Origin of the sequence: Kamptonema sp. PCC 6506 (assembly GCF_000180455.1) — a bacterium.
In the GTDB taxonomy this organism is placed as follows: Bacteria; Cyanobacteriota; Cyanobacteriia; order Cyanobacteriales; family Microcoleaceae; genus Kamptonema; species Kamptonema formosum.
On sequence record NZ_CACA01000373.1, the window covers coordinates 40,692 to 64,062 of the forward strand.

The window sequence follows — 23,371 nt, forward strand, 5'->3', positions numbered from 1 at the left end:
GCGACACAAATTATAATTATGGAGCTTTAGCCAAATGTTTGCTAATCAAAAAAAATTCTACATTTCCCCCAAAGACTATCTAGAAGGTGAGCGGCAAAGTCCGATTAAACATGAGTATCGGTGCGGGCACGTCTATGCGATGACTGGTGCTAAGAATCCTCATGTACTCCTTTCTCTGAGCTTAGCAAGTCTGCTAAGGATTCATCTACTAGATACTAATTGTCAGGTTTTCATGGCAGATACAAAAGTCAGAATTGAAGAAGCTGATTGCTATTACTATCCTGATGTAGCGGTGACTTGCGATGAAAGAGATACAGATTCTACGGAAGATTTTATTCTCTATCCTTCTCTAATTATTGAAGTGCTGTCTCCATCAACGGCAATTTTTGACAGAAATGAGAAATTTGCAGACTATCAAAATTTATCCAGCTTACAGGAATATGTGCTAGTCAATCAATCTCAGGTTAGGATCGAGTGTTTTCGTCTCAATGCTGAGGGACTTTGGGTTTCTCAGACTTATGAACAGGGAGATGAGTTACACTTAGCTAGTGTAAATTTTAGCTGCCCGATGAGCGAAATTTATCGCAAAATTCCGGGAATAGATAATGAATAAAATTATTTTACGTAACGCCGCCATCTTAGCGGTTAACTCACCGCGCCTGTTGGCGGCGTTACACTTTTGGGGAAGTTCTACACTACTAAGTAAATCCTTCTTCCTTCTCTCCTAGATAACTAAATCCTTCTTCCTTCTACTTAACAATTACAGGAGAACGAAATAATGATTAAAATTCTTCACGTCTCAGACATCCACATGGGAAGCGGGTTATCTCATGGAAAAACTAATCCAGAAACGGGTTTAAATACGCGGCTGGAAGATTTTACTAGCACTCTAGGGCGCTGTATGGATAGGGCAATTTCTGAGCCAGTTGATTTGGTTATATTTGGCGGAGATGCTTTCCCTGACGCTACGCCGCCGCCATTTGTAAAAGAAGCTTTTGCCCGCCAATTTAGCCGCTTAGTCGAGGCTCAAATTCCGACAGTATTGCTAGTAGGAAATCACGACCAACATTCCCAAGGACAGGGAGGCGCGAGTTTAGGAATTTACCGCACTTTGGGAGTGCCAGGATTTATTGTAGGCGATCGCCTAGAACTCCATCGCATCCAAACCCGCAACGGCCCAGTACAAGTTATAACCCTTCCCTGGCTTACCCGTTCTACCTTAATGGCGCGATCGGAAACCGAAGGTTTTTCCCTCGACGATGTTAACAAATTACTAGCCGATCGCCTTAGAGTTGCGATCGAAGGTGAAATCCGCCGCCTCGACTCAGAAGTACCAACCATATTACTCGCTCACTTGATGGCAGATCGAGCCAATCTCGGCGCTGAACGTTTTTTAGCCGTTGGAAAAGGCTTTAACATCCCCCTGTCAATGCTGACTCGTCCCTGTTTCGACTATGTAGCCCTCGGTCACGTCCACAAACATCAGAATCTTAACAAATCTAACGACCCTCCCGTAATCTATCCCGGTAGCATAGAACGAGTTGATTTTAGCGAAGAAAAAGAAGACAAAGGTTTTGTCTTAGTTGAACTAGAGCGTGGAAGGGCCACTTGGGAATTTTGCCCTTTGCCAGTACGGGATTTTTGCACCATTAAAGTTGATGTATCCCAAGCACAAAATCCTCAAGTAGAAATACTCAAAGCAATTGAGAAAAAGGAGATTAAAGACGCGGTAGTGCGGTTAATTTACCAGTTGCGATCGGATCAATTAAACACTATCGAAAATGCAGAACTGCACAGCGCTTTGAAGGAAGCTCACAGCTACACCATTCAACCAGAATTGCTCAGTCAACTTGCTAGACCTCGCTTGCCAGAGCTGGATTCCAGCAACAGCATCGACCCCTTGGAAGCACTGAAAACTTATCTAGACAGTCGGGAAGACCTCAAAGAGATAGCAGAGAATATGTTAGAGGCAGCCAACAGCTTGCTCGATCGCGAAGAGGAACCAATACTGGAGTTAAGTAAAGGAACATAATTAGCCTGAAAATATCGATTCCCTAAAAGCTAGTGACCTAAGTGTTTTCCCTTCAGTCTGCTGATAAATAGGTTCTAGTGAGAGGTGAGAAAGATCACAAGGTGAAGTGACGGGGATCGTCGCAATCCCCTAAAGAATAATTGTGTTAGGGATTAGTTTTCTAGTGACTGGTACTAGCAATAAAAATCATCCATTGGGAAGATACAGCTCAAATATTAAATCAAATACTATTTATTTAGATAACAGTTTATTTAGATAGTAGTCGCCATGCTCGTTAGAATCTTATTAATTTCTGAAACTCTTGCTGAAGATTGCCTTTCACTTCTGCCTTTGTAGATAACTAACTTTTTCGGCATCGCTCTTTTCTGCCTTCTGCCTTAGCCTTCTGCTATATATGAATTTAATGGATGTACAGCAATGATAAACAACCCAAGTTTTTTTTCCAACCAAATCCTTGAGTTATATGCTCAGGTTTCTTGCACGGGCCAACTAACTCGTACAGATAAATTAACATTAGAATCTGCTTTGTCCAATGGTTCACTAGACAAAGAAGAGAAAATAGCAATACAACGGCTGTTCTATGCTCTACGCCGAGGATATTTTCATCTCGTGGACAACTAACACATGACTTACGCACCCAACCAAAGAAACCGGGTTTTTTGACAAAAATACTTCGCCCGAACCCACAGATTCTGTAAAAAACCCGGTTTCTGGAACTCCACAGTAAGTCCTAAATTAGCGATTAGCCATTACCAATTACCAATTACCAATTACCAATTCCCAATTACCATCAATTCTGTTTTCTATATCTAAGTGCCTGTTCAATTTTTTCAATTAGATATCGCGAATCTCCCTGTTGTACCAACTTTTCTAACTGCGAGACTGCCGCTTCAGACCTCTCGATTTGTTGAACCAAAGAATCTACACTGGTAGTATCTACGTTTCTCAAATGCTCTTGTAGAATTGGAATTAAATTGGGATTTTGATTCCTGGCAAATTCCTCTAATTCTAACAATGCCATCTCTCCCCGTTCTATCTTTTGACTGACACTCCTAGCAGCGTTAGCGTTGGCTTTAGCAGTCTCAGTGAGTTCTTGGATACGAATTTTAAAACGGCTAGTGATTTGATCGATTTGATTGCCTACCTCAAAAGCTTGGCTTACCAGTCGGCTAATTTCTAAACTTACTTGGCTCAGCCCATTAGATTGATTACCCTGCTGGTTGGAGACAATTGTAGCTTGTACTGCTAAGTGTCGAATTTGTTGGATAATCTCTCCAATTAATTTAGAAGCACTGTTAACTCCTTCTAAATCTTTGCCTATTACCTTACCAAGATCTAAAATTTTATCTGTATTGTTGCAAATAAAATTAGAACCCTGAAAAGTCGCTTGGAAAGCTTGCTTGCCTTCTACGCAAATTAATTGAGCAATACGAATAAATCGTTGATTTAGCTGGGCAATTTCTTGGGCTTGTTTCAAGAGTTCTGTTTGTTCAGAACTATAATTTTGGCTGGGCTTTTGTTTTCTCTTCAGAGTAGCTTGTAGAAGTTGGCTATATTCCTTAACTTTTGTCTGTCCTTGCTGAATTTTTTCAATATACTGCTGCGCTTCTAACTTTTGCTGGTGAATCGCCTTATTAGCTTGAGCTAACATTTGAGACTGAGCTAAAATTAGAGTTTGGATATCGAGCAGGTGGAGACCTCGATCTTCTAAAACGATAATAATTGGTTCATAAACCAGGTCTTTAGGTCGATTAAGAGCTGTTTGCACGGCTTCATCTATTTTCCAATTTTCAGAAAGCACCAAAGGGGGAATTCTAATAAAATCTAAAAGCAAACGAATCGGCCGTTGCCAATAAAGCTCAACTCGATCGGGGAGACTCATTTGTTCTCGAAATTTGACACGAGAAATCATGCCCAACATTTGTGAGTCTTGAGTAATAATTACTCCAGGCAGATCGGGTTGCTGCCCAAATTTTTGGGCGATAACCTGTCCGAGAGTTGTAGAACTCACTTGGAAGTCATGGGAGGGCAATTGGCCTAGCGTGGAATCCAGCGTTAGCTGAGTTAGGTCGCTCATGCACCCTAGTACCGTAGGTAAAAGTCAACAAACCATATATCTTGGCATTATACTGGTTTAAGGTTAAATAAACTCATCATGCTGTCTGAGTTCCACCAAACTCGCTGATTCTATTCCCTTCTTACCCTAGCCCCTAGCCCCTAGCCCCCTAGCCCCTAACCGCCTTGGCGGTTGCTATAAATGTCTATTCTTACACATCCAACATTAACTCGGACTTTACCTGTAGAAACCTTTGATGCTATTTGCCAACTATTACAGCAAATGGCTCAAATTCCAGGTACATTACTGCTTAGGGAAAATGCAATCGCCGCAACTGAATTTACCGCTGAGTTCCCCCAACACTTTGCAATATTTATTTCGGAAAAATTTAGCGCCCTATTGTGGGTGAAGGAAGAGGTGCAGAGTGGGAGAGATGTCTGCGATCTCCCCAATCAAAAATCAAAAATCAAAAATCCAATAGTCTCCAATACCTTGTTAAATGTCGGGTTGACTTTCGCTCCAGAAGTAATCGCTGCTTTTGGTTATAAACTATGCGATCTTCACATAGCAGCAGGGGCAAAACTGCTAAGAAATATTGACATTTATGCCATGAGAATGGCGCTAAAAAATATAAAATCTAATGATGCTAATGTCCAGAGTGAATTTACCTTGCAATTGCTAGAAATTATTTCCTTAAATTGCTGTGTAAATTCTCCCCTCTCTCCTTCCGGGTGCAAATCTATAGAAGATTCCTGTCACCCGCAACTCGAACAAGAACGACTTTTAAATCAGGTAACAACTCAGATTCGGGATAGTTTAGAATTGCCAGTGATTTTGTCAACGGCAGTCCAGCAGTTGCGACAATTTTTGCAAGTCGATCGTCTATTAATTTATCAATTTGAACACCGACAAAAAACTACCGAAAATATTGAAAATAATCCTCCTACTAAAAACTCCGTCAAACAGGCTTCACAGCCACTCTTTGGTCGTGTTAATTATGAAGCTTTGGCGAATGAAAAAATCGCTTCTGTACTTTACTTATCTGAAGGATCGGCTTGTTTTCCCGATGTACCCAACTATCAAGAGAAATATCGCAAAGGAATTACTATCGGTGTCGCAGATATCGAAACTACCTACAGCGATCGCCCCTGTTTTTTAGAGTTTATGCGCTCGTGTCAGGTACGAGCTAAGTTAGTAGTACCGATTATAGTTCAAGAAGAACTTTGGGGGCTACTGATTGCCCACCAGTGTTTTGAGGTACGCGAGTGGGAAGAAAGTAAAAAAACATTTCTGAGACAAATTGCAGAACACTTGGCGATCGCAATTTGCCAAGCTGAACTCTATGCAGAGTTGCAGCAGCAAAAACATACCCTAGAACAGCGGGTAATTGAGCGCACCCAGGAACTCCAAGATGCACTAGCTGCGGCCCAATCAGCGAGTCTTGCCAAAAGTGAATTCTTAGCAACTATGAGTCATGAATTACGGACTCCTCTCACCTGCGTAATTGGTATTTCCGCTACTCTCCTACGTTGGTGTTGTGGCAATGAAGCTAATACCAAGATTCCTCCTTCCAAGCAGAAAAATTACTTACAAACTATTCATGATAGCGGCAAAAAGTTGTTGGATTTAATCGAAGATATTCTAGATTTATCCCAAGTAGAAGCTGGGAATACGGCATTAAAAATCAGTGAATTTTCCCTATCTCAAGTAGCTTATTTAACTGTAGCCGATCTCAAGGAACAAGCAGCAGCTAAACACATAGCAATCGCGATTGAACAGCAAATTGAACCCGGTCACGAGCGCTTTGTAGGCGACCAGCGTAGAATTAAACAAATCCTCTTCAATCTATTGACAAATGCCATTAAGTTTACCCCAAAAGGGGGGCGAGTAACCCTCCGGGTTTCCGTAAAAGGTGAAAAATCTATAGCCGAATTGCGTCAAAATAGCATTAAATCGGGTGGAAATATTGCTGTTTTCCAAGTAGAAGATACTGGCATTGGCATTGCTAAAGAGCAGCAATCTTTACTCTTTCAGAAATTTAAGCAGTTAGATTCACCTTACCGCCGCGAATATAGCGGTATTGGTTTAGGTTTAGCCTTAACTAAACACCTAGTAGAATTACATGGCGGCGCGATCGAAGTTAAATCTACTGTCGGCGTTGGCTCTATTTTTACAGCATTTATTCCAGTTCAAAATGTCAAAAAAATTGAGCGAGTTGCAAATAGGAAAGAGGAACAGACAGATTCATTATTTATCTCTCAATCTTCTGCTTTGCAAGGTTGTCTGGTTGTAATTGAAGAAAACGAGGAAATTGCCGCGCTTATTTGCGATATTATGACAGCAGCAGGACTGCAAGTAGTGTGGATGATTGAAGGTTCTACTGCGGTAGAACAAATTAAATTGTTTCAGCCTATAGTTGTAATTGTTGATATGCGCTTGCCTGGAATAGATGGTTATGAAATTATCCATCAGTTGAGAAACCTCAGCGCCAATTATGCTCAAGGTCTCAAAATTCTAGCTTTAACAAATAAGACAATGCTATCCGATCAAAAGGCAGCCATGAATGCAGGTGCAGATGATTATTTGAATAAACCTGTGCAGCCAGAGGAATTATTACATAAGATCGCGAATTTGCTAATAACTAATGGCTAAGATTACTGGGAATATTGCATGATTTTTGAGGGCTGCTATAACTTGACAGATAAAGGTTGTCTGCGGTAATTTATCCTTAATAATCTAGATAAGAGAAAAGATGATTTTCAGCAAAGAGGCAATTAAACCTAGACTTAATTCGGCTTTTAAGCAATTAATGTCTATACACTGGGTAATGGGGTGTTGCTACCTGTTGCTGTTTACAACAGGTACATTTATGGCGAATGTGTCCCGCGAGACTCCACTCCGGGGAGAATTGTATGATTTTCATAAGGCAATGGGTGTCTTAGTTATGGGTCTTTTGACCTGGAGAATCTTGATTTTACTTCAGGTATGGCGGCGTAAATATACTCGCAGTTTGCCAAAGCTTAGTCGGGAGTGGATGCAGAAGTTTTTATTACATTCTGCGCTGTATTTATTTATGTTTGCACTTCCAGTGAGCGGTTTCTTTTTTTCAAATTCATATAAAAACAACAATGTCCATTTTCTGGGTTTTACTCTCCCCGACATATTCCCCCAAAATTCTGCTTTAGTGGACTTAGGTAGAAGTTTGCACTTTTGGTTGGCTTATACATTTCTGGCGTTTATTGTGTTACATATCATGGCACAGTGGAAGGTTATCCGTGCTAACTGGAGGCGTTTTAAAGGGATGTTAAAAGCAAATTTGGTTTCCAGAAAATCATGAATAAAAGCTAGGTGATGGGAAGAATAGCTTATAATCAAGGGGTTTAGAAAGTTAGAATCTCCTAAAACCTTGTCGTTTGCTATACTAACACAATCACCAATCACCAATTACCCATTACCCATTACCCATTACTCATTACCAATTACCCATTACCCATTACCCATTACCAATGATTCAGTACAAATTTCCCAGTAAACTAATAGTATCTTGTCAAGCACCAAGTGACTCGCCTTTGCATGAGCCGAGCGTTATTGCAGCAATGGCAGAAGCGGCTGTCAATCAAGGAGCAGCAGGTGTTAGAATTGATACTCCAGCTCATATTACAGCAGTGCGATCGCGCATTTCCTCGCCAATTATTGGGATTTGGAAACAAGTATTGCCAGGATTTGAAGTTTACATTACTCCCAGATTTGAAGATGCGGCGGCGATCTCAGCCGCAGGTGCAGATATCATTGCCATTGATGCTACTCTCAGAAACCGCCCAAATGGAGAAACAGTTAAGAGTTTAATTGCTAGAATTCACGATGAATTAGGCAAACCCGTAATGGCTGATGCAGACACTTTGGAAACAGCAATTAAAGCAGCAGAAGCGGGAGCTGATGCGGTGGGAACTACTCTTTATGGCTACACTGCTGAAACGAAACATCTATCTCCTCCCGGTTTTGAACTACTTGCCAAAATGGTAGAAAAATTAGATATTCCAATTATTTGCGAAGGTGGTATTGCTGGGCCACAGATGGCAAAACAGGCCTTAGATTTGGGAGCTTTTGCTGTTGTTGTGGGTGCTGATATTACTGGGATTGACCTTAAGGTAAAAGCTTATAATTCGGTAATTGGTAATAGGTAATAGGTAATTGGTAATAGGTAATTGGTAATAGGTAATTGGTAATAGGTAATCAAATACTTACTGAAAAGTATTGCTACAATTCTTATTTGGGGTAATTAGTAGGACATAAATAAACGCTATAAATTGTAAGGTGGGCGCGAGCCTACAACGATCTTCTGCTTTGATTTATAGGCTTGTTGCGGCTCGCGCCACCCTACATTTATCTTTATGTGCCCTTACTTACTGTTGCATGATTTTGGGGAACTGATATTAGATCAGAACGCCATTAATGAAACTGCTAACCAAAGCCAGAGCTAAGGCTCCTAATACAGCACTCCACATACCCTTCTGCAAACTAAAACCCTCAACAACTTTAGCTGCTAAGGCAAAAATAATCACATTAATAACAAAAGCAAAAAGCCCTGACAGCAAGCCGAGAGTTAAAACATTGGGTATAAAAAATACCGCTCTGAAAATTGGCATGATTAAAACATTCAAAATCCCCAAAACTGCTGCTGAAACTATTGCTTTTGGCGTACTGTCAATTTGAACGCCAATAGGCAATTGAGAAATCAGTAGCAAGCTGCTACCTGTAACTAACCAAGCAATCAAAATGTCAAGTGGCTGCATAGTACAAACTCCTTCCTTAAAAGCTGAAGCTTTGAAAAATTGATATTTAACTATACATTAACCAAAAAATATCTTTGCTTCCTCTACCAATCGGCATAATTTATGTTTAGGATTTTTTCCGGATGGCAATACCTTTGATAGGGAAAGAGAAGAAATGCGGTTTGGGTATGAAAATGGCTAGCAATTATATTTTTAAATCTGGAACGGGCTTTTTTGACAAAGCGGCTCTCGAAAATGCGGTACTTCGCCGCAGTAGATTACACCGAGCGATATTATTAATGCTGTGCATTACTGGTTTGATGGGTCTGCCGATTTTTCGTCTAGCTCAACTGCAACTGGTTCAAGGTGAATACAATCGACAGCGGGCAGAGCACAACCGCATTCGGTTATTTCCTGTTGCTTCTAACAGAGGTCAACTTTTAGACCGTAATGGCAAAATATTGGCAGCAAATCGAGTTTCGCGTTCGGTATATTTATGGCCAAAGGAACAGGCGGCAAAGGAATGGCCTGCTACAGCTTCTCTGCTGAGTTCCATATTGAAGATACCTAAAGAGGAAATTCTTAAGAAATTAGAGAAAGTTGGTTATAAATCTGCTTTGCCGATCCGAATTCGGCAGGATATTAGCCGTGCTACGTTTATTTCTTTGTCTGAGCAAGCAGGTAATTTGCAGGGGATTGAAATTCGTCCTGAATCGAGTCGGGACTATCCTTATGGAGATTTAGCAGCGCACGTTTTGGGATATATTGGCGAGGCTAGTTTAGATCAGCTTAAAGCTAATCCAAAGTATCCGATGGGGATGATCGTCGGTCAACTGGGAGTTGAACGGATTGCTAATTCTTCGCTTGAGGGGGTTTGGGGAAATCGTTTGATTGAGGTGAATGCAAAGGGTCAGGAAATACAGGAGTTGGGAGTTAATGCTCCTATTGCTGGTAAGTCGGTGCGGTTGACTTTGGACTTGGATATGCAGAAAACTGCTGAAAAATCTCTAGGCGATCGCTTGGGAGCAGTTGTTGCTTTAGATGTGAAAACGGGGGCGGTTTTAGCGATGGCTAGTTGGCCGGATTTTAACCCGAATATTTTTACTAGCAAGGTGAGTAAAAAAGAGTGGACTCGCCTTCAAGGTGAGGATAAACCTTTTCTAAATCGCGCTCTGCAAGGCTATCCTGCTGGCAGCACTTTTAAAATTGTTACGGCTACGGCGGGGATGCAGTCGGGGAAATTTTCTCCTGATTCAACTTTGTTTAGTTCTGCTTCTATTACTATTGGTGGTATATCTTTTAACGAACATGGTGCTGGTTATGGCACTATTGGTTTTCGCGATGCTTTGGCCTACAGTAGTAATACGTTTTTTTATCAAGTAGGGATGGCCGCAGGGCCGGAGCAAATGTCTAAATGGGGTCATGAATTGGGGATTGGCGGAACAATTAATTTGAAGTTATTGGGGTTAGATGGGGCAAATCATGGTCAAATTCCAACGCCGAAAGAGAAAGTGAAAATGTACGGGGAGGATTGGTATGTGGGCGATACGGTGACGATGGCAATTGGTCAGGGTTTGGTGTTAGTAACGCCTTTAGAGTTGGCGGTGATGGTGTCAACTGTTGCGAATGGGGGTTGGCGAGTGCAGCCGCATTTGTTGACTTCTCAAGCTAATGGGGCTAAACCGATTAAGACTGCGATCGCGCCGGAAACTTTGAATGTGGTTCGCCAGGGGTTGATTGATGTGGTGCTTAAAGGTACTGGTCGCGCTATGAATGACGGTTCTATTCCTCTGAGTGGGGGTAAGACTGGGACGGTGGAAATTCCAGGGCACCCGGATAATTCTATGTATGTGGGTTTTGCGCCTGCTGATAAGCCGGAAGTGGCGATCGCGGTTGTTGTCGAAGGGGGGGGATATGGTGCTGTATCGGCCGCTCCTATTGCCCAAGAGGTATTTAGAACCTATTTCCAGAAGAAAGGTTTTAAACCTAAGAAGTAATTTTGTTAGTTGTTGGTTGTTAATAGTTAGTTGTTAGTTGTTAGTTGTCATTGCGTTGGCGAAGATTAACTGAAGGGCTGATACTTCGCTTCGTAAGCACTACGCGCAGGCTATGCAATGACAACCACTAACCACTAACAACTAACAACTAACCATTACCGATATTTTCTGCTTTCTTCCGTTCTAAAATAATCATTTCAGAGCCAATTACGGGGCTGCGAGCTATGAGTTTGCCTTGGGAGTTGGCTATTTCCAGTTTTCTAAATTCAAGTTTTTGGGCTTGTTGAAACATTTGATTGGCTAACTGATTTTGTTCGCTTTCAGGGAGATTATACCAATCATCGCCGATTTTAACAGCTAAAATATTGCTGAATAAATTAACCTGAATGGATTCTATTAAGCTGTTATTAAATTGATTGGTTAGTTCATCTACTTGATTTTGAATTGTGGCAATAAGATTCTGTTCTGGTGTTAGTTTTGGAGGCGATGGGGGAGCAATTTCTACGGGTTTTGTTTCTTCAGGGGCTACCAGGTCGGGTAAATTTGTTGCTGTTGTTTCTGGAGATGAGAGAACTACTATTTCTGTGGATTCTGAAGAGGGGATAACTACTATTTCCGAGGATTCTGGCGAGGGGATAACTACTATTTGGGGGGATTCTGAAGAGGGGATAACTATTATTTCAGGTGATTTTCCAGGTAGCAGGGTTAGTGTTGTACCGATCGCGACGATCAGAGTTGCTGCGATCGCGCTGCTTAAAACTGTATCGGACAGCTTTTGATTGATTGAGGCGGGTAGAAGCGATCGCACCAACTGGACTACAGTCAGCCAAGCGGAAGTGAGTTTTTCCAACAGGCTGCGATCGAGTTTTGCGGAATCCTGGGGAGTTTTAGCCGCGTTTTGAGAAGTGGCGATCGGCTTTACCTCTGGCTGAGGCTGTTCCGGCTGTGGCTGTTGTGGTTGGTCTTCTGACATTTTCTTAACCTCCTGGCGGTATAAATATGCTTAAATGCGATAGATTTTTACGTGAGCTATATCTCTCAGCCTTAATTTATCATTTCATTACTTCTAACTGAATCAAAATGAGTATCAAACGCCGTCAATTTTTAATTTTAAGTGGCCTGAGCGCATTAAGTCTGACGGGAATGTGGAAAATACTTAAGGCTCAAATTGTTGAGGGTGCTAGTCCTGCTGCTAGTTTGGAGGGAGAAGGTGCGATCGCGCAGTTACCCACCACCCCGCCGATTTTGCGTTTTATCTCCGTCGCAGACACGGGTACTGGTGCTGAAGGTCAGTATCGGGTAGCCAGGGCGATGACGCGCTATCATCAACAAAATCCTTTTAATTTGGCAATTCTCGCTGGCGATAATATTTATAATAACGGCGAAATTGAGAAAATTAACGCCGTATTTGAGAAGCCATATCAAGATTTATTGCAGCAGAACGTTAAGTTTTACGCTTGTCTAGGAAATCATGACATTCGCACGGCTAATGGCGACCCTCAAGTTAAATATGTCGGCTTTAATATGCAAGGACGTTACTATACTTTTCGGCGCGGTAAAGTACAGTTTTTTGCCTTAGATACTAATAGTAATGCAGATTGGAAAAATCAGCTAATTTGGCTGGATAAAGAATTGAGTCAAAGCGATGCACCTTGGAAAATAGTATTTGGTCATCACCAGATTTATTCATCGGGAATTTATGGTGTAAATAAACCATTTGTTGAGAATTTAACGCCGCTTTTTCAAAAGTATGGAGTGCAAGTTTATATTAACGGGCACGATCACCATTATGAAAGGACTCGTTCGATTAATGGAACGACTTATTTAATATGCGGCGGTGGCGGTGGTACTCGTGAGGTGGGGCGTTCTCCCTGGACGGCATATTCGGCTTCGCGGCTTAGTTTTGCAGCCTTTGATGTTTATGATGATAGAATATTTGTGAGTGGAATTGGGACGGATGATCGGGTGTTTGACCGGGGTGTGGTTATGTTGAAATCAGTTTAGGTAAAAGTTATGAAAGTTAAACGATTGAAAATCAATGCGTTTAGGGGAATAGATAATCTAAATCTGGAATTTAACCCTGATGAGCCAATAGTAATTATTGGGAACAATGGCGTGGGAAAATCTAGTATTTTGGACTGTATTGCCATTCTTTTGTCCCGTTTTCTTTATTTGATTCAATTCCCTAATAAAAATGACAGTTTAAACCCGTCTTTTTTTCGTGTACTAGATATCAAAAACGGATATAAAGAGATAAGAAATCAAATTATAATCGAACTCTCTCAGTCACAAGAAATCAGTTGGTCTGTAACGAAAGAAGATAGCGGAAATGAAAAACTAGAAGGCATGGAAAAATTAAAAGAAGTTGCCCAAAATATACATAATCAGTGGAAAGGTAGTCCTTTAGCCAACATACCACTAGCAGTTTACTACCCGACTAATCGTGGTGTTATTGAGCGTCATTTGGAGAGTCAGAATGGATATTCCTTTAAGCAGACAGATGCCTACAATCAAGCGCTAGAGCAAATACAAATTAGCTTCGATAGTTTCTTTCAATGGTTTGCAGATTTGGAAGATTTGGAGAATGAACAAATACGGGATAACCACGAACATCGAAACAGAAATCTAGAAACCGTAAGACAATCCATTTATTCATTAATACCAAATTTTTCAAACTTGCGTGTTAGACGATCGATCCTAAGAATGACTGTAAAAAAACAAGGTCAAGAACTGATCGTAAATCAACTATCTGACGGGGAGAAATGCTTGCTAGCAATGGTAGGAGATTTAGCCAGACGCTTAGCAATTGCTAACCCAGGTTTAGAAAATCCACTGGAAGGCAGTGCCGTTGTTTTGATTGATGAAATCGAATTACATCTGCACCCGAAATGGCAACGGGAAATTATTCCCGCTTTAACTAGAACATTTCCTAATTGCCAATTTATTATTACCACTCATTCACCTCAAGTCATTAGTCAGATTAAACCTGATGGTATCTACATTTTAGAGGCAACACCTGAAGGTATAGTAGCTAAACAGCCAGAAAGTTCTTTTGGTAGAGATAGCAATCGTATCCTTGAAGACGTGATGGGTGTCCCAGAAAGGCCACAAGAAATCAAGGATAGTCTTCGCCAACTTTTTAGACTGATAGACGCGGGAAATCTTGATGCTGCGAAGGAATTACGCCAACAGATAGAAGATGAAATTGGCGAGGATGAGTCAGAGTTTGTCAGAGCAGATATATTGATGAGACGGAAGGAAATTCTTAACCGATGAAGTATATTAAAAAGGGTGAGGAACCAAAAGATTTTACAGATTGGAAAGCTCTAGAAAGCGATGACTGGAAACCTAACTGGGATAACTTTCAAGCACCACAAAAATCAAATTTGCATCAATCATTACTGCAAGAACAGGGTTTTATTTGTTGCTACTGCGGAATGGAAATCAGCAAACAAAAAAGCCATATTGAACATTTAAAGCCTCGTAAAACCTATCCCGAAGAAGCACTAAATTACAAAAATCTGTTAGCTTCCTGTCAAAGAGAAAGAGAACCTAAAGAACCTCAACACTGTGGAGTTAAAAAAGATGAGTGGTACGATGAAAATCTCATGGTTTCGCCTTTAGATCCCAGTTGTGCTGATTTTTTTAGATATTCTGGTTCGGGAGAGATTTTGCCAACTAATGAACCAGGAAAACAAGACTCTGCTTTAACAACTATTGACCAACTTGGACTCAACATTGATAAGCTAAAGAATATGCGAAGTCAGGCAATAGATGGAATATTGCAAGCTATGGACGGTCTGACAATTGAAGAGATACAAATATTAGCTCAAAGTTATGTTCAACCGGATGCAGAAGGTAAATACACACCATTTTGTACTGTAATCGCCTACTACATAAAAAACTACTTTAAGATTTAATATGAAGTAATTAAAACTTCAGCAACTTTCCCTCGAAGCTTAGCCTTAGAATTAATCGCCCTTGCTGCTAATATAGGTTTAATTTTAAACTCTTTGTACAGGTCTCGAATCAACTTACAATCAGAATTAGATAACAACACTTTTACCCCTCGATTAGCAAGTTCTGCAAAAACATCTCTCAATCTAACTTGATCGTTCTCAGTAAAAGAATCGCGACTATAAGAGGTAAAATAGCTAGTATCATTAATCGGAAAATAGGGCGGATCGAAATAAACAAAGTCTTCCGCACTATGAGCATACTTCAACACATCCTCAAAATGCCTTTGTTCAATAGTCACTGATTTTAACACAACTGATACTGAACGAAGTAAATCGGCATTACAAATCGTTGGATTATTATATTTACCCATCGGCACATTAAACTCACCTTTCGAGTTTTCTCGATATAAGCCATTAAAGCAAGTCTTGTTAAGATAAATCAACCGCGCTGCCCTTTCTATCTCAGTTCCTCCCGGATAAGATCGCACATCATAATAATGCTCTTTATTATGCCTTAATTCATGTTTCTTTAAATAGGTAATTAGCTCCTCAACCCGATCTCGAACGCAGCAATAAGTATTAATCAAATTAGCATTGATATCCGTTAAAACTGCCGATTTAGGTTGCAAATGAAAAAACACAGCACCACCACCCAAAAAAGGCTCATAATAATTCGTAAACTTCTTAGGAAAATAAGGTAAATATTGCGGAATCAGCCTACTTTTACCCCCCGCCCATTTGAGAAACGGACGCGGCAAAACTTGAGATTGAGTGGAAATTGACATTTTGACCTCAAAGTGATACCAATTAAAGATGAAACTGTAAATATAACCAACTAAAACAATGCAAGAATTTTTTGAGAATATCTCTCGCTATCCCCGCTACTTCATCACAATCACTCTGGGAATCTTCTTTTTCCTGTTTGAGCAACTGAGGCCGCTGCTGAAGAACCCCGTGAGTGCGATCGCTCTCATTAGTTTCATCATCGCCGCATTTATGTTTGTAACTTTTACCCTCCGTGCCATGTTGGGGCTGAGTACAGTTTAGCGGAAGTAGGAGGAGGGGAAACGGCAAAATCAGATAATTTCCACTTCTGCATTTAACACCCTCCTTATGTTATCAAAGTTACTGTAAAAAAGATTCCATTTATGTTAAACCCTTAAACAAGGTTTTGAATGGAGAAAAAAATAGTGTCTTTATATTTAAGAACTATTGACCACAACTAGGCAGGAATCAAAAAAAGGAACCACAAGATGACGATCGCAATAGCAAAACGGCGAGAAAGGTTAGATAGCTACTATCACCAAATCAAAACCGTCATCCTCAAACGTCAAAACCCGATCGCGGGTTTACTACCAGCCAGCACAGCAATTAACGCTCACGGCGACTATACCGATGCTTGGGTGCGAGATAATGTTTACAGCATCCTCGCCGTCTGGGGTTTAGCTTTAGCTTACCGCAAACTTGATGACGACCAAGGTAGAACATTTGAGCTAGAACATAGTGTCGTCAAACTAATGCGAGGATTACTCTTCGCCATGATGCGACAAGCTCATAAAGTAGAAAACTTTAAAAATAGTCAATTGCCCCTAAATGCCCTACACGCTAAGTATAATACTCAGACTGGAGATATTGTCGTCGGCGATGACGCTTGGGGACATTTACAATTAGATGCTACCTCCTTATTTCTATTAATATTAGCACAAATGACGGCTTCAGGCTTACACATTGTTTTTACAATTGATGAAGTGAACTTTGTGCAAAACTTAGTCTATTATATTGGCAGAGCTTATCGCACTCCCGACTACGGAATTTGGGAGCGAGGAAATAAAATCAATCATGGCAGTGCAGAATTAAACGCCAGTTCCGTAGGTATGGCAAAAGCAGCTTTAGAAGCCATGAACGGCTTAGATTTATTCGGAGTTAACGGTTCTCAAGCCTCAGTAATTCACGTTTTGCCAGATGAAATTGCCAGAACGCGAGTGACATTGGAATCCCTTTTACCCAGAGAATCAAGTTCAAAAGAAGTAGATGCAGCCTTGTTGAGCGTAATTAGTTTTCCTGCCTTTGCCGTTGAAGATCGGGAATTAATCGAGCGGACAAAAAACAAAATTATCAGCAAACTCCAAGGAAAATACGGTTGCAAACGCTTTCTCAGAGACGGACACCAAACAGTTTTAGAAGATGGCGAACGCCTCCACTACGAACCGAAAGAACTCAAGCAATTTGAGCATATTGAATGTGAATGGCCGTTATTTTTTACCTATTTGTTACTTGATGGTATATTTCATAGAAACCAGCAACAAGTTAAAGAATATAAAGAAATTTTAGAATCTCTAATTATAGAACGGGATGGTTACGGCTTACTCCCAGAATTGTATTATGTCCCAGCCGAAAGTATTGAAGCAGAAAAATTAAATCCTCATAGTCAAAAACGCTTACCTAATGAAAATGTCCCCCTCGTTTGGGCCCAAAGTTTATATTTTCTTGCTCAGTTATTAGACGAAGAATTAGTCGCCATTGGCGATATTGACCCACTAGGACGACATTTATCTATTCGTCATCATCGAGAGCCTTTAGTACAAATTGCGTTATTAGCCGAAGATGAAGATTTGCAAGCGGAATTAGCTGCTCATGGTATCGCCACCCAGACCCCAAAACAAGTAGAACCAATACAGATACGCCAAGCCAAAGAACTATCTGCTATTTATACACAAATTGGTCGCAACGATCAATTAGGTTTAACAGGTAGACCCGTGCGAAGATTGCGGACTTTGACAACTTCCAGAGTATTTAGGATTCGGGGAGAAACGATTGTTTTTCTGCCTTCTTTTTTAGATCAACAAGAATTTTACCTCACTCTTGACTATCATTTTTTAGTAGCTGAAATCAAGAGCGAATTAGCTTATATTAACCGTCATTGGTATCAATTAGGTCGTCCTCTAGTAACGCTGATGCTGACTCATACAATGCTAGAAACTGGTAGAGAAGCACTGTTAGAGTTGATGAAAGAACTGCGTGACGGACACTGCAAATATACCCCCGTAAAATTGGGTCAAATCAATCAGTTAATCCTAACTGCTGGTGTTGAGAGAATTGATTTTCTACACGATTTTGGATTTTCCCAGTCTTCAGTTAAAGGTGCATTTCCCGTGAGGTATCACTTGGGTTATAATCCCGATAAGACTGGGCCATTAAGCCACACGCAAGAATTTAAGTTAGAGTGCGAAACAAATACAAAATTATTGCTTACCAGTTTGCGGGGTTCCGAGAATTTGTACGAACAAGTTGAGCTATTGCATACCTTAGTTCGCCTCAAAGGACTGAATTTTAATACTGGATTCGGTGGGCCAGAAGACGCTGTTACAGTTGCAGATTTGCTCAATGAAGTTTATCTTAAAGCTAGCAGCGATTCTCAATCAAAAATATATTGGGCCGTAGTCCGTCATGTGGCCGGTTTGCTGAATAAAGTTGATATTAGCCTATCAGATGCAGTTACTGATATTTTAGTACGCGGTAAGTATGTTACAGTCGGAAAAGCTTACAGTGAAGATTCTGTAATTTTGCAGCCGCGTTCTTACACAGAAATCATGGAGAAAATTCGGCATTTCTGTGGGGAAGATATTCGCGACCGGGTTCTTACCCAAGAAATTCTGATTTACTTTGGTTTGCTAATTAAAGCTGAACCACTATTATTTAAAGGCTTGCTAACACTGAGGGTGAGCTATTTTATCTTGCTGATTGCTACCGAATTAGCTCGCGATTTGGGGATTACGCAGAATGAAGCTTACGAACATTTAATGCAGTTAAGTCCCTTTGAAATTAAAACTCGCTTGCGGCAAGTATTAACAGGCTATGAAGGTATGAATCAAGTGCTCAGACAGCAAGAATCTTTGCACGTCAAACAACCGGAAAAAGATATTGAATGGGTGGTCTTACCAACTTTGCAGTCACCAGAAACTAACTTAGGCGGGTGGCGACGACAGCGGCAAATGTCAGGTGCAGTTAATCGCGTACCCAAAGATTTTTATCCTAATGTTTGGGAGTTATTGCGGCATTGTAAGGGTTTGGTAATTGGTGATAAATTGGAGCGCAGAAATCGCCTAGATAGCGAACCAATTTTAGCAGAAATGACTCCAGGTGAGAAGAATTTTGCTCTACAAGTCGAGCATTTATTGAATAAAATTGGTGCGCCGGAGTACCGACAAGTTAATATTGAAGCCTTGATGGAATTGGCGGCAATTGCTCAGCGGAACCCGGAGTTACAAATAGAAGAATATATCGTTTTGGATGTATTAATTGGTCATGCAGTGCGGATTAGCTGGTTAGACCAACATCCCGAAAGGAGAGAGAAGTATGATGAGGATAAAGCGGCGGCATGGAACGCTTTTTATGATACTTCGCCTTATGTTTGTGCGAGTCATATTTTAAGTGCTTTCCGCTTCTTAACAGAGTTTGGAAAAGTATAGAAGAATGAAAAAGAAATAATTATCTCTCTGCTGTCACTAAGCAGCAGAGTATAATAGAGCAAAATCTTTCAAACCTCAATTAGGTCTGATGAATGAGGGTAAATTTTTATTTTCTTCTTCCGCTTAGTAACAAAACAGGGTTAGCCTCGTTGTCGCCCCCTGAAGTCCGCGTATCACCCTCACAAATGATAAGTAAATCCACTTAATTAAACATAAGATACCGATGGCTAAAAAGTTGGCTGTATAAGCGTTCTTCCTTCTTCCTTCTTCCCTCTTCCTTCTTCCTTCTACTTATACAGAGCTACTTACTAAATTTTTCGCTAAGATAGCCATACATACATTTCAAAATTTTTTGATGGTTAATACTCGTACAATTACAGCAAGTGCGATCGCTTGCGGTTTTCATGCCCTCTCTGACCCTCTGCGGATTCAGGTAATCGAGTTACTGCGAGAACAGGAATTGTGCGTCTGCGATCTGTGCGATCGCCTCCATGTCCCCCAGTCAAAACTCTCCTTTCACCTCAAAACCTTGAAGGAAGCAGCTTTAGTCCGCAGCCGCCAAGAGGGACGCTGGATCTACTACAGCCTCAACATTCCCCAGTTCGCCATCCTCGAACAGTACCTCGCCGAGTACCGCCGCTTCAGCCCGATCCTGTCTATCCGTTGCTGCGACACCCCTTAGTCAATCAACATTTCTTAATGTATTTTTCCTGTGCGTGTTATCCCCTATACTTGACATATCAATTTTTATTGATATGGTGAACTTGTGGACATGAATTTTGACATTAAGGCAAGGTCAATGAAAACAACAAGGCAGGTCAATTCTCACACACTTAGTATAAGAATTTTAGCATTTAGTGCTATAGCTCTCCTCAATTCCTGCGCCCAAGTCCAATCGCAAACCTCGCAGCCGATTAAAATCGACGGTTCCAGTACCGTTTATCCGATTACAGATGCGATCGCGAAAGACTTTCAAAAGACCCAAGGCGCAAAAGTAGCAATTACTGTTGAATTCTCCGGTACTGGTGGAGGATTTAAAAAGTTTTGTGCTGGCGAAATAGATATCAGTAATGCCTCGCGACCAATTCGACCAGAAGAAATGGAAGCCTGCAATAAAGCTGGTATTCGCTATTATGAATTACCCATCGCTTTTGACGCTCTCACAGTAGTAGTTAACCCCAAAAATAGCTGGGCAAAAGACATTACAGTAGCAGAACTAAAAAAACTTTGGGAACCAGCCGCACAAGGTAAAATTACCAAATGGAATCAGATTAGAACCAGTTGGCCAAATCAACCCATTAACCTCTATGGTGCGGGTAAAGATTCTGGTACCTTTGACTATTTCACAGAAGCAACAGTCGGTGAAGCCAAAGCCAGCCGTACTGACTACACAGCTAGTGAAGATGATAATGTTTTAGTCCAGGGAGTTACCAAAGATCCAAATGCCTTGGGTTACTTTGGATTAAGCTATTACGAAGCCAATCCAACTCAATTGAAAGCATTAGGAATAGATAATGGTCAAGGCTCGGTAATGCCTACCCGTGAAACAGTAGAAAAAGCTCAGTATAAACCTCTTACCAGACCTCTTTTCATCTACGTTAGCTATAGTGCCGCCCAAACCAAATCAGAAGTACGCGACTTCGTGGAATTCTACATGGAAAAAGCACCAACTTTAGTTAATTCTGTAGGCTACATTCCATTGCCAAAGGACGGATATCAACTGATTTACAACAATTTCTACAATGGCAAAGTCGGTACTGTTTTTAATGGTGAGGCTCAGTTAGACTTAACCATCGGTGAGTTACTACGCCAACAAGCAAAGTTTTAATTTTTATCGGCAATTTCCCCTTCAATATTTAACTCAATGAATCAATCGACAACCTCACCTGTTCATGCAGGAAACAAGCTTAGTTTTTTTGAAAGATACCTCACCCTTTGGGTATTCCTTTGCATTTTAGGCGGTATTATTCTCGGTAGATTATTCCCCAGCGTCGCCGTCACCCTTGATGCTCTTAGCTTTTATCAGGTATCGATTCCGATTGCCATTTGTCTATTTTTTATGATGTATCCCATCATGGTAAAAATAGACTTTACCCAAGCAGCAAATGCAGCGCGATCGCCCAAACCTGTAATCTTAACATTAGTTGTTAACTGGATGATAAAACCATTGACAATGGTGGCATTTTCTCAGTTTTTCTTAGGTTGGCTATTTCGTCCTCTGATTACCGGCACAGAAATAATTCGTGGCAGTGAAGTTTCCATCGCTAGTTCCTACATCGCTGGCACAATATTATTAGGAATTGCCCCCTGTACGGCGATGGTTTTAATGTGGGGATATCTCTCCTATGGCAATCAAGGACATACTCTAGTCATGGTCGCCGTTAACTCTCTAGCAATGCTATTTCTATACGCACCATTAGGCAGATGGCTGTTAGCAGCCAACGATCTAGTTGTTCCTTGGCAAACCATAGTATTGTCTGTGTTAATTTATGTTGGTTTGCCCTTAGCTGCCGGAATGTATAGCCGCTTCTGGATTTTTAAACATAAAGGAAAAGAATGGTTTGAACGAGAGTTTATGCACTATCTAAGTCCAGTGGCTACGGCTGCACTTTTGATTACGCTAATTCTTTTGTTTGCCTTCAAAGGAGAGTTGATTGTTAACAATCCTCTGCACATTCTCTTAATTGCCGTACCCCTGTTTATCCAAACTAATTTCATTTTCCTGATTTCTTATGTAGCAGCTTTAAAACTAAACCTTCACTACGAAGATTCAGCACCCGCCGCGCTGATTGGTGCTAGCAATCATTTTGAGGTAGCGATTGCTACGGCTGTCATGCTTTTTGGATTAAATTCAGGGGCGGCATTGGCTACGGTTGTTGGTGTTTTAATTGAGGTTCCAGTGATGTTAATGTTAGTAGAGTTCTGCAAGAAAACAGCGTTTTGGTTCCCTCGTAAACCAGAAACAGCTTCCCTGCGAGATCCCCGTTGTCTTTACTAATTCTCATAGCTATAATCCAATGAAAAACCTTACTCATAAACCCCGAATTCTCTTTTTATATGGTTCTTTGCGAGAGCGTTCTTATAGTCGCCTACTTGCTGAAGAAGCGGCTAGAATAATTGAAGATTTCGGTGCCGAGATTAGATTTTTAAATCCCCTAGAATTGCCGATTTATGGTAGTGTTCCTGATACTCATCCCAAAGTTCAAAAATTGCGTGAGTTGAGTCTTTGGTCTGAGGGTCAAGTGTGGTCAAGCCCAGAACTACATGGTAATATTAGCGGGATTATGAAAAACCAAATTGACTGGATTCCCTTAAGTATTGGGGCCGTTAGACCTACTCAAGGTAGAACTTTAGCGGTGATGCAGGTTAGCGGCGGTTCGCAGTCTTTTAACGCAGTTAATACTCTGAGAATTTTGGGGCGATGGATGCGAATGTTTACTATCCCAAATCAATCTTCTGTGGCTAAAGCTTATCAGGAGTTTAATGAAGATGGAACGATGAAAGATTCGGCTTATCGCGATCGTGTAGTTGATGTAATGGAGGAATTATATAAGTTTACTCTATTGTTACGCGGCCAGGTTGATTATTTGACCGACCGTTACAGCGAACGCAAAGAAAAAGCAGCGAAGGAAATTATCGCCATCGCCAATAGTGCTCTTGAAATCAAAAAGTAGCCTGATAATAAGTAACAAAAAAAACCATGAAAAAAGTCATGTTTGTCTGTAAAAGAAACTCTTGCCGTTCCCAAATGGCTGAAGGTTTTGCTAAAACATTAGGTAAGGGGAAAATTGAGGTAGCGAGTTCCGGGTTGGAATCTAGCAGAGTTCATCCAACGGCGATTCAAGTAATGTCTGAAATTGGTATTGATATCACAGATCAAACTTCAGATCCGTTAAGTGATTTTAATGCTGAGGATTACGATGCTGTAATTTCTCTGTGTGGCTGTGGTGTGAATTTACCGGAAGAATGGGTACTGCGCGAAGTGTTTGAAGATTGGCAACTTGACGACCCCGACGGACAGCCAATAGAGACATTTCATCGCGTCCGAGATGAGGTGAAGGAACGAGTTAATAAGTTGTTAAACTC

21 protein-coding genes are annotated in these 23,371 nt (G+C 40.9%); 17 read left to right on the forward strand and 4 right to left on the reverse strand.

Translation table 11 applies throughout. From position 1 onward, the window contains the following. Positions 1 to 34: 34 nt before the first annotated feature. From OSCI_RS27265 to OSCI_RS30495, 3 genes are all read left to right on the forward strand, one after another. Positions 35 to 613, forward strand: a complete 579-nt coding sequence (locus tag OSCI_RS27265; protein WP_007358474.1) for a Uma2 family endonuclease — start codon at positions 35 to 37, stop codon at positions 611 to 613. Between the two features lie 165 nt (positions 614 to 778). Continuing rightward, on the forward strand, positions 779 to 2,032 hold the full coding sequence (gene sbcD / locus OSCI_RS27270) for an exonuclease subunit SbcD (RefSeq protein ID WP_007358475.1): 1,254 nt from the start codon (positions 779 to 781) through the stop codon (positions 2,030 to 2,032). A 417-nt stretch (positions 2,033 to 2,449) separates the two neighbouring features. After that, the gene (locus OSCI_RS30495; RefSeq protein WP_007358476.1) at positions 2,450 to 2,653 is read left to right on the forward strand and encodes a hypothetical protein; all 204 of its coding nucleotides are present in this window, start codon (positions 2,450 to 2,452) and stop codon (positions 2,651 to 2,653) included. Positions 2,654 to 2,822: 169 nt separating this feature from the next. Here the strand turns inward: OSCI_RS30495 and OSCI_RS27275 are convergent, their stop codons facing one another. Next, the gene (locus OSCI_RS27275) at positions 2,823 to 4,109 is read right to left on the reverse strand and encodes a hypothetical protein (protein ID WP_007358477.1); all 1,287 of its coding nucleotides are present in this window, start codon (positions 4,107 to 4,109) and stop codon (positions 2,823 to 2,825) included. A gap of 180 nt (positions 4,110 to 4,289) precedes the next feature. On the opposite strand from OSCI_RS27275, the gene OSCI_RS27280 reads away from it, so the two are divergent. The 3 genes from OSCI_RS27280 to OSCI_RS27290 all read left to right on the forward strand — a co-directional run bounded on the left by OSCI_RS27280 (position 4,290) and on the right by OSCI_RS27290 (position 8,272). After that, entirely contained in the window at positions 4,290 to 6,740 is a 2,451-nt protein-coding gene (locus tag OSCI_RS27280) for a GAF domain-containing hybrid sensor histidine kinase/response regulator (RefSeq protein ID WP_007358478.1), read from the forward strand. 100 nt (positions 6,741 to 6,840) lie between these two features. After that, positions 6,841 to 7,425, forward strand: a complete 585-nt coding sequence (locus tag OSCI_RS27285) for a cytochrome b (protein ID WP_019486900.1) — start codon at positions 6,841 to 6,843, stop codon at positions 7,423 to 7,425. A gap of 169 nt (positions 7,426 to 7,594) precedes the next feature. Further along, the gene (locus tag OSCI_RS27290) at positions 7,595 to 8,272 is read left to right on the forward strand and encodes an N-acetylmannosamine-6-phosphate 2-epimerase (protein WP_007358480.1); all 678 of its coding nucleotides are present in this window, start codon (positions 7,595 to 7,597) and stop codon (positions 8,270 to 8,272) included. 249 nt (positions 8,273 to 8,521) lie between these two features. Here OSCI_RS27290 and OSCI_RS27295 read toward each other — a convergent pair whose 3' ends face one another. Then, positions 8,522 to 8,881, reverse strand: a complete 360-nt coding sequence (locus OSCI_RS27295) for a phage holin family protein (protein WP_007358481.1) — start codon at positions 8,879 to 8,881, stop codon at positions 8,522 to 8,524. Positions 8,882 to 9,003: 122 nt separating this feature from the next. Between OSCI_RS27295 and mrdA the strand changes: the two genes are divergently transcribed. Beyond that, positions 9,004 to 10,857 carry a penicillin-binding protein 2 gene (gene mrdA, locus OSCI_RS27300; protein WP_007358482.1) on the forward strand — a complete coding sequence of 618 codons (1,854 nt, stop codon included), beginning with the start codon at positions 9,004 to 9,006 and terminating at the stop codon, positions 10,855 to 10,857. Positions 10,858 to 11,005: 148 nt separating this feature from the next. Here mrdA and OSCI_RS27305 read toward each other — a convergent pair whose 3' ends face one another. Further along, positions 11,006 to 11,830 (reverse strand): hypothetical protein, encoded by an 825-nt coding sequence (locus OSCI_RS27305; protein ID WP_007358483.1) that lies wholly within the window; start codon positions 11,828 to 11,830, stop codon positions 11,006 to 11,008. 107 nt (positions 11,831 to 11,937) lie between these two features. On the opposite strand from OSCI_RS27305, the gene OSCI_RS27310 reads away from it, so the two are divergent. Genes OSCI_RS27310 through OSCI_RS27320 form a run of 3 tightly spaced genes read left to right on the forward strand, consistent with a single transcriptional unit; the run spans position 11,938 to position 14,777 of the window. Next, complete coding sequence (locus tag OSCI_RS27310; RefSeq protein ID WP_007358484.1) at positions 11,938 to 12,861, forward strand: metallophosphoesterase family protein; 924 nt, start codon at positions 11,938 to 11,940, stop codon at positions 12,859 to 12,861. A 9-nt stretch (positions 12,862 to 12,870) separates the two neighbouring features. After that, positions 12,871 to 14,133, forward strand: coding sequence for an AAA family ATPase (locus OSCI_RS27315; RefSeq protein ID WP_007358485.1), 1,263 nt, complete (start codon positions 12,871 to 12,873; stop codon positions 14,131 to 14,133). Next, entirely contained in the window at positions 14,130 to 14,777 is a 648-nt protein-coding gene (locus tag OSCI_RS27320) for a retron system putative HNH endonuclease (RefSeq protein ID WP_007358486.1), read from the forward strand. Before OSCI_RS27315 ends, OSCI_RS27320 begins: the two co-directional genes overlap by 4 nt. Here the strand turns inward: OSCI_RS27320 and OSCI_RS27325 are convergent. Next, positions 14,774 to 15,601 carry a DNA adenine methylase gene (locus OSCI_RS27325; protein ID WP_007358487.1) on the reverse strand — a complete coding sequence of 276 codons (828 nt, stop codon included), beginning with the start codon at positions 15,599 to 15,601 and terminating at the stop codon, positions 14,774 to 14,776. The genes OSCI_RS27320 and OSCI_RS27325 overlap by 4 nt on opposite strands. A gap of 58 nt (positions 15,602 to 15,659) precedes the next feature. On the opposite strand from OSCI_RS27325, the gene OSCI_RS27330 reads away from it, so the two are divergent. From OSCI_RS27330 to arsC, 7 genes are all read left to right on the forward strand, one after another. After that, entirely contained in the window at positions 15,660 to 15,863 is a 204-nt protein-coding gene (locus OSCI_RS27330; protein ID WP_039963223.1) for a DUF751 family protein, read from the forward strand. Positions 15,864 to 16,069: 206 nt separating this feature from the next. Then, positions 16,070 to 19,285, forward strand: a complete 3,216-nt coding sequence (locus tag OSCI_RS27335) for a glycoside hydrolase family 15 protein (RefSeq protein WP_007358489.1) — start codon at positions 16,070 to 16,072, stop codon at positions 19,283 to 19,285. 355 nt (positions 19,286 to 19,640) lie between these two features. Beyond that, the gene (locus OSCI_RS27340; protein WP_007358490.1) at positions 19,641 to 19,967 is read left to right on the forward strand and encodes an ArsR/SmtB family transcription factor; all 327 of its coding nucleotides are present in this window, start codon (positions 19,641 to 19,643) and stop codon (positions 19,965 to 19,967) included. Positions 19,968 to 20,084: 117 nt separating this feature from the next. Then, the gene (locus OSCI_RS27345; RefSeq protein WP_007358491.1) at positions 20,085 to 21,113 is read left to right on the forward strand and encodes a PstS family phosphate ABC transporter substrate-binding protein; all 1,029 of its coding nucleotides are present in this window, start codon (positions 20,085 to 20,087) and stop codon (positions 21,111 to 21,113) included. Positions 21,114 to 21,149: 36 nt separating this feature from the next. Further along, complete coding sequence (arsB, locus tag OSCI_RS27350) at positions 21,150 to 22,283, forward strand: ACR3 family arsenite efflux transporter (RefSeq protein WP_007358492.1); 1,134 nt, start codon at positions 21,150 to 21,152, stop codon at positions 22,281 to 22,283. Then, positions 22,264 to 22,959 (forward strand): arsenical resistance protein ArsH, encoded by a 696-nt coding sequence (gene arsH / locus OSCI_RS27355; RefSeq protein ID WP_267879526.1) that lies wholly within the window; start codon positions 22,264 to 22,266, stop codon positions 22,957 to 22,959. Before arsB ends, arsH begins: the two co-directional genes overlap by 20 nt. Before the next feature lie 26 nt (positions 22,960 to 22,985). Beyond that, positions 22,986 to 23,371 (forward strand): arsenate reductase, glutathione/glutaredoxin type (gene arsC / locus OSCI_RS27360; protein WP_039963226.1); only part of this gene is annotated, 386 nt, incomplete at its 3' end.

Bases quoted from the DNA above. Each gene is read 5' to 3' on its own strand.
- OSCI_RS27265 (WP_007358474.1), top strand. From the start codon at position 35: ATGTTTGCTAATCAAAAAAAATTCTACATTTCCCCCAAAGACTATCTA.
- sbcD (WP_007358475.1), top strand. From the start codon at position 779: ATGATTAAAATTCTTCACGTCTCAGACATCCACATGGGAAGCGGGTTA.
- OSCI_RS30495 (WP_007358476.1), top strand. From the start codon at position 2,450: ATGATAAACAACCCAAGTTTTTTTTCCAACCAAATCCTTGAGTTATAT.
- OSCI_RS27275 (WP_007358477.1), bottom strand. From the start codon at position 4,109: ATGAGCGACCTAACTCAGCTAACGCTGGATTCCACGCTAGGCCAATTG.
- OSCI_RS27280 (WP_007358478.1), top strand. From the start codon at position 4,290: ATGTCTATTCTTACACATCCAACATTAACTCGGACTTTACCTGTAGAA.
- OSCI_RS27285 (WP_019486900.1), top strand. From the start codon at position 6,841: ATGATTTTCAGCAAAGAGGCAATTAAACCTAGACTTAATTCGGCTTTT.
- OSCI_RS27290 (WP_007358480.1), top strand. From the start codon at position 7,595: ATGATTCAGTACAAATTTCCCAGTAAACTAATAGTATCTTGTCAAGCA.
- OSCI_RS27295 (WP_007358481.1), bottom strand. From the start codon at position 8,881: ATGCAGCCACTTGACATTTTGATTGCTTGGTTAGTTACAGGTAGCAGC.
- mrdA (WP_007358482.1), top strand. From the start codon at position 9,004: ATGGCAATACCTTTGATAGGGAAAGAGAAGAAATGCGGTTTGGGTATG.
- OSCI_RS27305 (WP_007358483.1), bottom strand. From the start codon at position 11,830: ATGTCAGAAGACCAACCACAACAGCCACAGCCGGAACAGCCTCAGCCA.
- OSCI_RS27310 (WP_007358484.1), top strand. From the start codon at position 11,938: ATGAGTATCAAACGCCGTCAATTTTTAATTTTAAGTGGCCTGAGCGCA.
- OSCI_RS27315 (WP_007358485.1), top strand. From the start codon at position 12,871: ATGAAAGTTAAACGATTGAAAATCAATGCGTTTAGGGGAATAGATAAT.
- OSCI_RS27320 (WP_007358486.1), top strand. From the start codon at position 14,130: ATGAAGTATATTAAAAAGGGTGAGGAACCAAAAGATTTTACAGATTGG.
- OSCI_RS27325 (WP_007358487.1), bottom strand. From the start codon at position 15,601: ATGTCAATTTCCACTCAATCTCAAGTTTTGCCGCGTCCGTTTCTCAAA.
- OSCI_RS27330 (WP_039963223.1), top strand. From the start codon at position 15,660: ATGCAAGAATTTTTTGAGAATATCTCTCGCTATCCCCGCTACTTCATC.
- OSCI_RS27335 (WP_007358489.1), top strand. From the start codon at position 16,070: ATGACGATCGCAATAGCAAAACGGCGAGAAAGGTTAGATAGCTACTAT.
- OSCI_RS27340 (WP_007358490.1), top strand. From the start codon at position 19,641: ATGGTTAATACTCGTACAATTACAGCAAGTGCGATCGCTTGCGGTTTT.
- OSCI_RS27345 (WP_007358491.1), top strand. From the start codon at position 20,085: ATGAAAACAACAAGGCAGGTCAATTCTCACACACTTAGTATAAGAATT.
- arsB (WP_007358492.1), top strand. From the start codon at position 21,150: ATGAATCAATCGACAACCTCACCTGTTCATGCAGGAAACAAGCTTAGT.